Source organism: Alcanivorax sp. HI0083 (assembly GCF_001635175.1).
In genome coordinates this window covers 1-9,227 of sequence record NZ_LWFX01001038.1, presented here as the reverse complement: position 1 = coordinate 9,227, position 9,227 = coordinate 1, and the positions used below count along the sequence as shown (strand labels likewise).

The 9,227-nt window shown below is 59.5% G+C and carries 9 protein-coding genes; 2 read left to right on the top strand and 7 right to left on the bottom strand.

The window, feature by feature from the left end:
• On the top strand, positions 1–1,084 hold a 1,084-nt coding region (locus A3754_RS13350), incomplete at its 5' end, for an ATP-binding cassette domain-containing protein (protein WP_156496985.1).
• Positions 1,085–1,221: 137 nt separating this feature from the next.
• Here A3754_RS13350 and A3754_RS13345 read toward each other — a convergent pair.
• Complete coding sequence (locus tag A3754_RS13345; RefSeq protein ID WP_063520084.1) at positions 1,222–2,388, bottom strand: acetyl-CoA C-acetyltransferase; 1,167 nt, start codon at positions 2,386–2,388, stop codon at positions 1,222–1,224.
• 413 nt (positions 2,389–2,801) lie between these two features.
• Here A3754_RS13345 and A3754_RS13340 point away from each other — a divergent pair, with 413 nt between their 5' ends.
• On the top strand, positions 2,802–3,962 hold the full coding sequence (locus tag A3754_RS13340; protein ID WP_063520083.1) for a lipid A deacylase LpxR family protein: 1,161 nt from the start codon (positions 2,802–2,804) through the stop codon (positions 3,960–3,962).
• A 190-nt stretch (positions 3,963–4,152) separates the two neighbouring features.
• On the opposite strand, the gene A3754_RS13335 is transcribed toward A3754_RS13340, so the two are convergent.
• The 6 genes from A3754_RS13335 to A3754_RS13310 all read right to left on the bottom strand — a co-directional run.
• On the bottom strand, positions 4,153–4,566 hold the full coding sequence (locus A3754_RS13335) for a YciI family protein (protein ID WP_063520082.1): 414 nt from the start codon (positions 4,564–4,566) through the stop codon (positions 4,153–4,155).
• A gap of 22 nt (positions 4,567–4,588) precedes the next feature.
• On the bottom strand, positions 4,589–5,035 hold the full coding sequence (locus tag A3754_RS13330; protein ID WP_063520081.1) for a nuclear transport factor 2 family protein: 447 nt from the start codon (positions 5,033–5,035) through the stop codon (positions 4,589–4,591).
• Between the two features lie 459 nt (positions 5,036–5,494).
• Positions 5,495–6,751, bottom strand: coding sequence for an RNA polymerase sigma factor (locus tag A3754_RS13325; protein WP_156496984.1), 1,257 nt, complete (start codon positions 6,749–6,751; stop codon positions 5,495–5,497).
• 16 nt (positions 6,752–6,767) lie between these two features.
• On the bottom strand, positions 6,768–7,151 hold the full coding sequence (locus A3754_RS13320) for a sirohydrochlorin chelatase (RefSeq protein ID WP_063520080.1): 384 nt from the start codon (positions 7,149–7,151) through the stop codon (positions 6,768–6,770).
• 95 nt (positions 7,152–7,246) lie between these two features.
• A complete protein-coding gene (locus A3754_RS13315) occupies positions 7,247–8,056 on the bottom strand; it encodes a histone deacetylase (RefSeq protein ID WP_231880622.1) in 810 nt (269 codons plus the stop codon).
• Positions 8,057–8,192: 136 nt separating this feature from the next.
• Positions 8,193–9,227, bottom strand: a 1,035-nt coding sequence (locus A3754_RS13310; RefSeq protein ID WP_063520078.1) for an efflux transporter outer membrane subunit, incomplete at its 5' end; no start/stop codon positions are given.

Sequence of the window (9,227 nt, the reverse complement as noted above, 5' to 3'; positions counted from 1 at the left end):
GAGCCGGGTAAAGGCGCTGGAAAAACTGGAACTGATTGCCCCCGCCCATGTGGATTCCGGCTTCAGTTTTGATTTTCACAGCCCGGAAAAACTGCCCAACCCCATGGAGAACCTGGACGCGGCGCAATGCGGCTATCGCAATAACGGCGTCGATACGGTGATCCTGGACCAAGTCAACCTGAGCCTGCGTCCGGAAACCCGCATCGGCCTGCTCGGCCCCAATGGCGCAGGCAAATCCACCCTGGTGCGCACCCTGGTGGGCGAACTGCCCGCCTTGGGCGGCCACTTTGAAAAAAACGATGATCTGAAAATCGGTTACTTCCACCAGCAACAGGTGGATCGCCTGGACGCCAACGACACCCCCTACCAGATGCTGTCACGGTTCTATCCGCAATGGAGCGAATCGCAATTGCGCAGCGAACTGGGCCGCTTCGGCTTTCAGGGCAATGATGTGTTTGCCCCCATCGGGCGTTTTTCCGGCGGCGAGAAAGCCCGCCTGGCGCTGGCCATGATCGTCCAGCAAAAGCCTGCCCTGTTGTTACTCGATGAGCCCGCCAACCACCTGGACCTGGACATGCGCGAAGCGCTGACCCTGGCCCTGCAAGCCTTCGAAGGGGCCGTGGTGCTGGTCTCCCACGACAGGCATTTGCTGGAAACCACCGTGGACGATTTTTTCCTGGTGGCCAACGGCAGCGTCAGCCATTTCGATGGCGACCTGGACGACTATGCTCGCTGGTTGCAACAAAACCGCCGCGACGGCAAACCGGTGAAAGAAGAGAAAGCCAGCGATGGCCAGGACGCCAAGGCCCGCCGCCAGCAAGCCGCCCAACAGCGCCAGCAGTTACGACCGTTGAAAAAACAGGTAGAAACCCTGGAAAAACAGCTGGGCCAGTGCAGCGAGAAATTAATCGCTGTGGAAGCGTCGTTAGGTGACGACACGCTATATACCGACGCAAACCGCAAGGATGAAATGAACAACCTGCTGGCAGACCAGGCCCGCCTGAAGCAACAGCACGACGAACTGGAAGGGGCGCTACTGGAAGCCATGGAAGCGCTGGAGGAGGCTGAAAGCGCCCTGCCGTAATCCCCATCAGGCAATGAGGCGCGTGATATTCACCCTGCTCCGCGAAGAACCAACAAAAAGCCGGCCCGAACAATTCGGGCCGGCTTTTTCATGGAATGGCAGCCGTGGTCAGCTCGGCTTTCATTCTTTTGCTGCTATTACAACACTTCGATAATGGTCGCGTTAGCGGTGCCCAGGCCTTCGCAGATGGCCAGCAAACCGTACTTGCCGCCACGGCGTTTCAGCTCATACACCAATGTGCCCATCAGCTTGGAACCGGTGGCCCCCAGCGGGTGGCCCAGCGCCTGGGCGCCACCGTTCACGTTCAGTTTTTCGTAATCCGCACCCAGGGCCTTCATCCAGGCCAGCGGCACGGAGCCGAACGCTTCGTTGACTTCGTACAGATCGATATCCGCCATGGTCATGCCGGCCTGCTTGAGTACTTTCTCGGTGGCCGGGATCGGGCCTTCCAGCACCATGGTCGGATCAGAACCCACCACCGCCATGGCGTGAATACGCGCCAGCGGCGTCAGGCCCAGTTCCTTGACCGCTTTTTCGCTGGCGATCATCACCGCCGAAGCGCCGTCGGTAATCTGGCTGGCATTGGCAGCGCTGATATGGCCCCCTTCCTGCAGCGGCTGCAACGCCTTGATGGCATCCAGTTCTGCTTCCCAGCGGATGCCTTCATCCACGGTATGCTCGTCGCTGCTGCCATCTTCCAGGGTAATCGGCACCGGAATGATTTCATCCTTGAAGCGGCCTGCTTCCGTGGCGGCAGCGCCACGCTTGTGGGAGTCGTAGGCAAACTGGTCCAGCTCCGCCTTGCTCACTCCGTATTTCTCCGCCATACGCTCGGCGCCATGGAACTGGCTGAAGGTTTCGCCCGGATAGCGCTTGCTGATTTCACCGGTAAACGGGTTACCCATTTCCTTGACCGCCATCACCGGAGAACCGATGGGCACCTGGCTCATGGATTCCACCCCGCCGGCAATCACCAGGTCCTGGGTGCCACTCATCACCGCCTGGGCGGCAAAGTGGATCGCCTGCTGGGAGGAGCCGCACTGACGGTCGATGGTGACGCCCGGCACGGATTCCGGCAGGCAGGAACTGAGAATGGACGTGCGCGCCACGTTAAAGGTCTGCGGACCGATCTGGCTGACACAACCAAAAATCACGTCGTCGATTTTTTCCGGCGCCACACCGGTGCGCTCGACCACCGCATCAATAACGCGACCGCCCATATCTGCGGGATGCACCTTGCTCAGCCGACCGTTCTTCTTGCCACCAGCGGTACGCACCGCCGCTACGATATATGCTTCTGCCACCGTGCTCTCCTCATTATCACAGTCTGTTGACCATCAGGTCATGGATATGAAATCGAGGCTACGCCCTCTCCATAAGCAAGCTCAATGACCGAAGTGAACGGCAGGAGCGGGGATCTGGTCATTTCCCGGAGGGAGTGCAGGGTTCTGGAAGAATCGAAAAATTCGATTAAATGGCCAACCCTGTCGCACTGTTTCATCGAACAGTCATCGCCCATTCTAGTCCCATTGAACACTCAGCGGCCCAACGATGGCGCCGCTGCCGCTGGCAGAACAACAACTCTCTGTAGAAACAGGCAACAACCGCCCAGCAACGCGATACCGACCATGCGCGTGCGGGGCATACCGTACGCGTCACTGAATTGCAGTTCTGGCGAGCCGCTTGTGGGCTCCCGGAGTGAGACGGATACGGAGCCATGACAGAGAACACACGCGACAGCCTTTTTCCCTCCCCCGGTTTTCGGGCCACAGCCTTACTGGCGATCGCCATGCTGGCGGGCCCGGGACTGAGCGTCGCCGCGACCCTGTCCGACACCGCCTCGCCGTTGGCCCGGGCCGCAGACCCGGGACTCACCGAAATGCGTCCACGCCAATCCCGCCCTCAACCGCAGCAGGAGCGTGAAACCGGTAGCTGGGCGCTGACCCTGGATAACGACATGCTGGTGCCGGGCACCCGTGATCAGGATTACACCTACGGCCTCAGCATGGCCGCCACCGGCACCCGGGCACGGGATTTTCTGCTTTCCCTGGACACCCCGCTGGGCTGGATCGATACCGCCCTGGGCCTCAATAGCCTGTCCGGGAGCCGGGTTCGCGGCCACAGTTTTGAAGCGGGCATTTTCGGCTTCACCCCGGAACAGAAAGAGCGGCCTGAGCCCCTCTACGACGACCGCCCCTACGCCAGCATGATCTACCTTTCCAGCAGCCGCGTGCAGGTGAATCCCGACGACCAGGTGGCCTGGCACAGCACCCTGACACTGGGCGCCCTGGGGCTGGATCTGGCCGGCAACATTCAAAATGGCGTGCACAAGGTCATCGGCAGTGAACAAGCGGAAGGCTGGGACCACCAGATCAGCGATGGCGGCGAACCCACCGCTCGCTACGCGGTGGCCCGGCAGAAGACCCTGCCCATTTCCAGCGACAATCTGGAAGTGAAAAGCACCGTGGAAGGTTCCGTGGGTTACCTCACCGAAGCACGCTGGAGCCTGAGCTTTCGTGCCGGGCGCCTGCGCAGCCCCTGGTGGCAGAGCAACCCGGAACTGACCCGCTACGGCGAACGCAACAACACCACCGCCACCAGTGAGGACAACGAACACTATGTGTGGGGCGGCATCGCGCTGGTCGGGCGCGCCTACAATGCGTTTCTGCAGGGCCAGTTCCGGGACAGCGATGTGCGCTACGACAGCGACGAAGTGAACCATGGCGTCGCCGAAGCCTGGCTGGGTTACACCTATGCCTTCAGTGACGGCTACCGGCTCAGCTATGTCCTGCGCGGCCACACCTCCGAACTGAAAGAGGGCGTGGGCGACCGCAATGTACTGTGGGGCGGTTTGGTTTTTGCGAAGACCTTTGATTAGGACCTGTTAACACTACCGAGGTGACGCCTGTTGAGCCCCCCAAAGTTTTAGGGCGCCTCTGAAAAAAGACAGGCAGGCTGTGGGAAGCGATGCTTGCATCGCGACAGGACCGGCCACACCCGACGTTATTCGTGATGCAAGCATCACTTTCCAAAGAAAATCAGGGGTGCCGGGCGTTTTCAAAAACGCTTTAGTCCGTCACCTTCTCGTTTTCCGATACGGCGTCCGCATAAGGCACGGCATCCGACGACTCGCCGTAGATATCGCGCACCGGCCGCACCTCGATGCTGCCGTAGCGTGCCGGCGGAATACGGCTGGCCACACGGATCGCATCGTTCAGGTCATTGGCGTCGATCAGGTAAAAGCCCGCCAGCTGCTCCTTGGTTTCCGCAAAGGGGCCATCGGTGACACTCACCTGCCCATCACGCAAACGCACCGTGGTCGCCGTGGACACCGGTTGCAGGGCGGAGCCATCCAGCATCACGCCGGACTCCTGCAAGCCGCCGCTGTAGGATTGGCACTCCTGGTTAAGCGATTGCCAGTGATCATCGCCACGTTCCTGCATCGCCGCTTCGTTGTAATACACCAGACATAGATATTTCATCGTGCTCTCTCCCGGGTCGGTTTTAATTAAAAGGTACCGGTGCGTGCTCCGGTTGCCACGTCATAATCAGCGACATGCCCTCAGGATTGAACGGGCAGGAAAAGTGTTCGTGCACAATCTTCCACTGGTCGCCATCACGTTTCCACACATGTGTACAGCGCATCCAGCCGCCCTGCTTTTCCCCTTCCACGGTGGCACCGCAATGGGTCAGGCTGTGCGACACCGCCAGGGAATCGGATGCTTCCACAACCAGGTCGTGCATCTCGAAAAACGCTTCCGCCGGGCAGGACTCCATGCACTTTTGCCAATGCGCCCGATACGCTTTCTCGCCAGATACCTGAATAGCCAGAATGGCATCGAATGAACGGATAGCCGGGTGATAGAGGGCCATGATCGCCTCGACATCATTATCGGCTGCGCCTTTCAGCCAGCGGCGAGTCAGGTCCTGAATGGTTGCTTCAATGCTCATGTTCAACTCCTTTATGGGTCACTTTCCCATTAGTCGAACCTGAAACCCCGCTTTCGACAGCGCCCCTGTTTATTTTATTCATCGCAGAATTAAGCGGTGAGCCAATTTCAGGCGTTGTCTTTTTATCCACCCCGCGCAACCGCTAGACGCCGGATGCCCGACGACGGACGCTTGCATTCAAAACCTGAACACTATGGCCGCCGTGCTTTCCGCGCAAAATGCATTGCCCGATTATTGCCGGAATGATGGCCCTGACTATTCCTTAAAATAACGCTCAAAAGAGACACCGCAATAACGACGGCCTCTCAGGCTATGGGGTTTTACGTCAGGCATTCGGCGTCGAGCGTTTGGCAAAGTGCCAAGTATTTGCGAGAACCCATCAAACAGCGAGAAGCGTGTTATCCATTCGAACCCGCGATGAGCTATTTGTTTCAAAACTCCGCTGACCGCGAAAAACCGCTACCTGGAAAGGTCGGCAAGCCGTTGTTGCAGAAAGCGTTTCTCCGCTGGTTGCGTCGCCAATGCCAGTGCTTGCGTGTAGGCCTGAGCCGCCGCGTCCTGATGGCCCAACTGCCGGTGCATATCGGCCAGTGCGGCATGGGCCAGGTGATACCCTTGCAGGGCCTTGTTCTCCATCAGCGGCTCCAGCGACTGCAAGCCCGCCTCCGGTCCATCACGCATGGCCAGGGCCGCCGCCCGATTGAGCGCCACGATGGGGGTCGGCATATGCTGCATCAACAGATCATAGAGTCCGACGATTTCCTGCCAGTCGGTCTCCGCACTGCTGGGTGACTGTGCATGCACTGCCGCAATGGCGGCCTGCAGGGTATAAGGCCCGAAGCGCCGTGACAGCAAGGCTTGGCGCACCAGCTGATCGGCGCGCTGGATTTCCTGCCGGTCCCAGAGGCTGCGCTGCTGGTTTTCCAGTAGCACCAGCTCGCCTTGCGCATCCGTTCGCGTGGCCCGACGAGCATGGTGAAGCAACATCAGCGCCAGCAAGCCCTGGCATTCCGGGTCCGGCTGGTCGGTGCGTTCCGCCAACAAGGCCAGCACCAGCTCGGCCAGGCGAATCGCTTCCTCACTGAGATCATGGCGCAACGCCTGCTCGCCGGACGATGCCAGATAGCCCTCGTTGAACACCAGATAGATCACCTGCAGGACCGACTGCAGACGTTCCGCCAATGCCGCGCCTTCCGGCACCTCGTAGGGAATTTTCGCATCGCGGATCTTGCCCTTGGCGCGGACAATACGCTGGGCTACGGTGGCGGGTTTGCTGAGAAAGGCGCGGGCGATGGCTTCCGTGGTGAGTCCACACACTTCCCGTAATGTCAGCGCCACCTGTGCTTGCGCCGCCAGCCCCGGGTGGCAACAGGTGAAGATCAGGCGCAGCCGGTCATCCTCGATGGCGGCATTCTCTATCTCCATTTCCACCGTCGCCTGGGCGGCAAGGTGATCCGCCTGCTCACGCAATAGCGCGTCGTAACGGGCACGGCGGCGTAACTGATCGATGGCCTTGAAGCGCCCCGCAGAGACCAGCCAGGCACGGGGGTTGTCTGGCACGCCGTCTTCCGGCCATTGCCTCAGGGCGGCGACAAACGCTTCCTGCAAGGCATCTTCTGCCAGGTCGAAATCCCCCAGCAGACGAATCAGTGTCGCCAGTACCCGGCGGGACTCGCTGGCAAAAATCCGTTGAAGCGTGGTTTCCATGTCATCCATGACAGCCGGGTCCGGGTCAGTTTTCCTGTTCCTGAAGATGTTGCACCACCAGCGGTGCGAGCCCGGCGGCACTGCCAAAATAGTGCATCAATTCGATATCCAGATCAGGAAAACGCTCGCGGGCCTCTTCAATTTGTGCCGGAATATCCTTGCCCACGTGTTTCCCCTTGTTGAAGAACAACGGGTAAAGCTGCACGGTTTTCACCGGCTGATGTTCCAGCTGTTGAATCGCTTCAATCAAAGAGGGAGTCGCCAACTCGAGAAAACAGGGCAATACGGCCACGTATTCCTGCCCGGCGGCGTGGGCAGATTCCGCCACGGTGTCCACCAGCGCACGAAACTCGTCGTTGGCCGTTTCACTGCGGCTGCCATGGGCCATGATCAACAGGGCTTTGGACATGAGAGCTCCTTCGGAGCAGTTGAAAGTTAAAAGTGGAAAGTTAAAAGCGACACAAAACGTAATTCATACCACCGGCCCTGACCACGTTTGAACTTTTAACTTTCAACTTTTAACTCAAAGGCTTGCTCTATGACGATTGCATGGCGCTGCGCCAGTGCGTCACGATCATCATCGTAGCCGCNCCCGATCACCGTGGCCACAGGAACGTTACGCTGACGACAACGGGCAAGGACGCCCCGGTCGCGATCGGCGATACCCTGCTCGGAAATATGCAGGCGCCCCAACGGATCGTGCTGAAAGATATCCACGCCGGCGTCATAAAAAACCAGATCCGGCTGCACTGAATCCAGTAATCGATCCAGCGTCTCAAACACCGTATCCAGATAGTCCTGATCCGTCATACCCAGCGGCAACCCCACATCCAGATCGCTTTTCATCTTGCGCACCGGAAAGTTTTTCTCGCAATGAATGGAGCAGGTAAACGCCCGAGGCTCATCTGTCAGCATGGCTGCAGTGCCATCGCCCTGATGCACATCGCAATCAAACATCAGGGCTTTTTTCACCACGCCCCGGTTCAGTAACTGGCGCACCGCAAACGCCTGATCATTGAAGATGCAGAAACCGGAACCGAAATCGTAGTGGGCGTGATGGGTGCCGCCGGCCAGATGACAGGCGATACCGTGCTGCAGTGCCAGCTGCGCCGTCATCAAGGCTTCGCTCCACGGCAACCCCATGCGCCGTAGCGCCCTGGCATCCAGCGTCCCGTTCACCATGGCTGATACGTATTGCGGGCAGTGAGCCTGACTTAACAGTGCCGCCTTGGCCCGGCCGGGGCGGAATTCGTTATCGCCATGGGCAATACCCCGGCTGCGCAGGTAGCCATGCAGCCGGGCAAATTTTTCCATGGGAAAACGATGTTTGCCGGGAAAGGGAAAGCTGTATTCGGGATGATAAACAAGCGGCAGCACGGGCGACCTGACAGGCTGGACTCGATCGCCGTATTGTGTCGGTTAGCGGATCAAGCGGCAAACCAGGGGCACTTCAGGGTTCCGCAGGTGCCTTGCTCCCTCCATCCCTCTCACCCCCTTCACCCAATACCCGGTACAGAGTGATGCGCGACTGATACTGGTTGTAGATCAGATCCAGGCTGTTCTGGCGCGCACTGTTAAAACTGCTTTGCGCGCTGAGCACGTCGGTGAGCTCGGTTTCGCCTTCCTGATAACGCACCTGCGCCACCCGATAGGCTTCCTCGGCTTGCTGGTATGCCTCTTCACGATACTGCTGCTGCTCGGCCAACCCCTGCACATTACTCAACGATTGCTCCACTTCCTGCAGGGCCACCAGCAAGGTGCCGGTATAACTGGCCACCTGCTCTTGCCAGGCGGCCTTGCTCTGATTGATCCGCGCATTGCGGGCACCACCATCAAACAGGGTTTGCGCCAACGACACGCCCAGGCTGTACACCGCATCGCCATTGAACAACGACGACAGGGCGCTGCTGGCATAACCGCCACTACCGGTGAGCGTGATGGAGGGCCAGTAGTCCGCCCGGGCGGCGGCCACAGAATAATCCGCAGCCATCAGGCTGGCCTGGGCCTGGGCAATATCCGGGCGCTGGGCCAGCACCTGATCCGGTAAACCGGCCTGGATCTCCGGCAGCTGCAGATTGCTCAGGGTGCCGCCACCCACCTGGAATGCCTGCGGCATTTCTCCCACCAATACCGCCAGCGCATAACGGCTTTGCCGCAGCTGGTGACGCAAGGACGGCAACTGCGCTTTCACATTGGCGACCACGGTTTTCTGCTGGGCCAGATCCTGGGGGGAGACGGCACCGTTCTCTACCTTGGCCTGCACCACATCCAGCACTTGTTGGGCCAGCGCCAGATTCTCTTCCGACAGGGCCAGATTGTCCTGCAGATACAGCACCTGCAGATAGGTATTCACCACACTGGCAATCACCGTGAGCTGCACGGTATCGCGACTGAACTGGCTGGCCAGCAGGGAGGCCCGCGCCACATCACGGCTATTGCGAAGCTGCCCCCACAGGTCCAGCTCGTAGCTGGCACTCACGGAGGC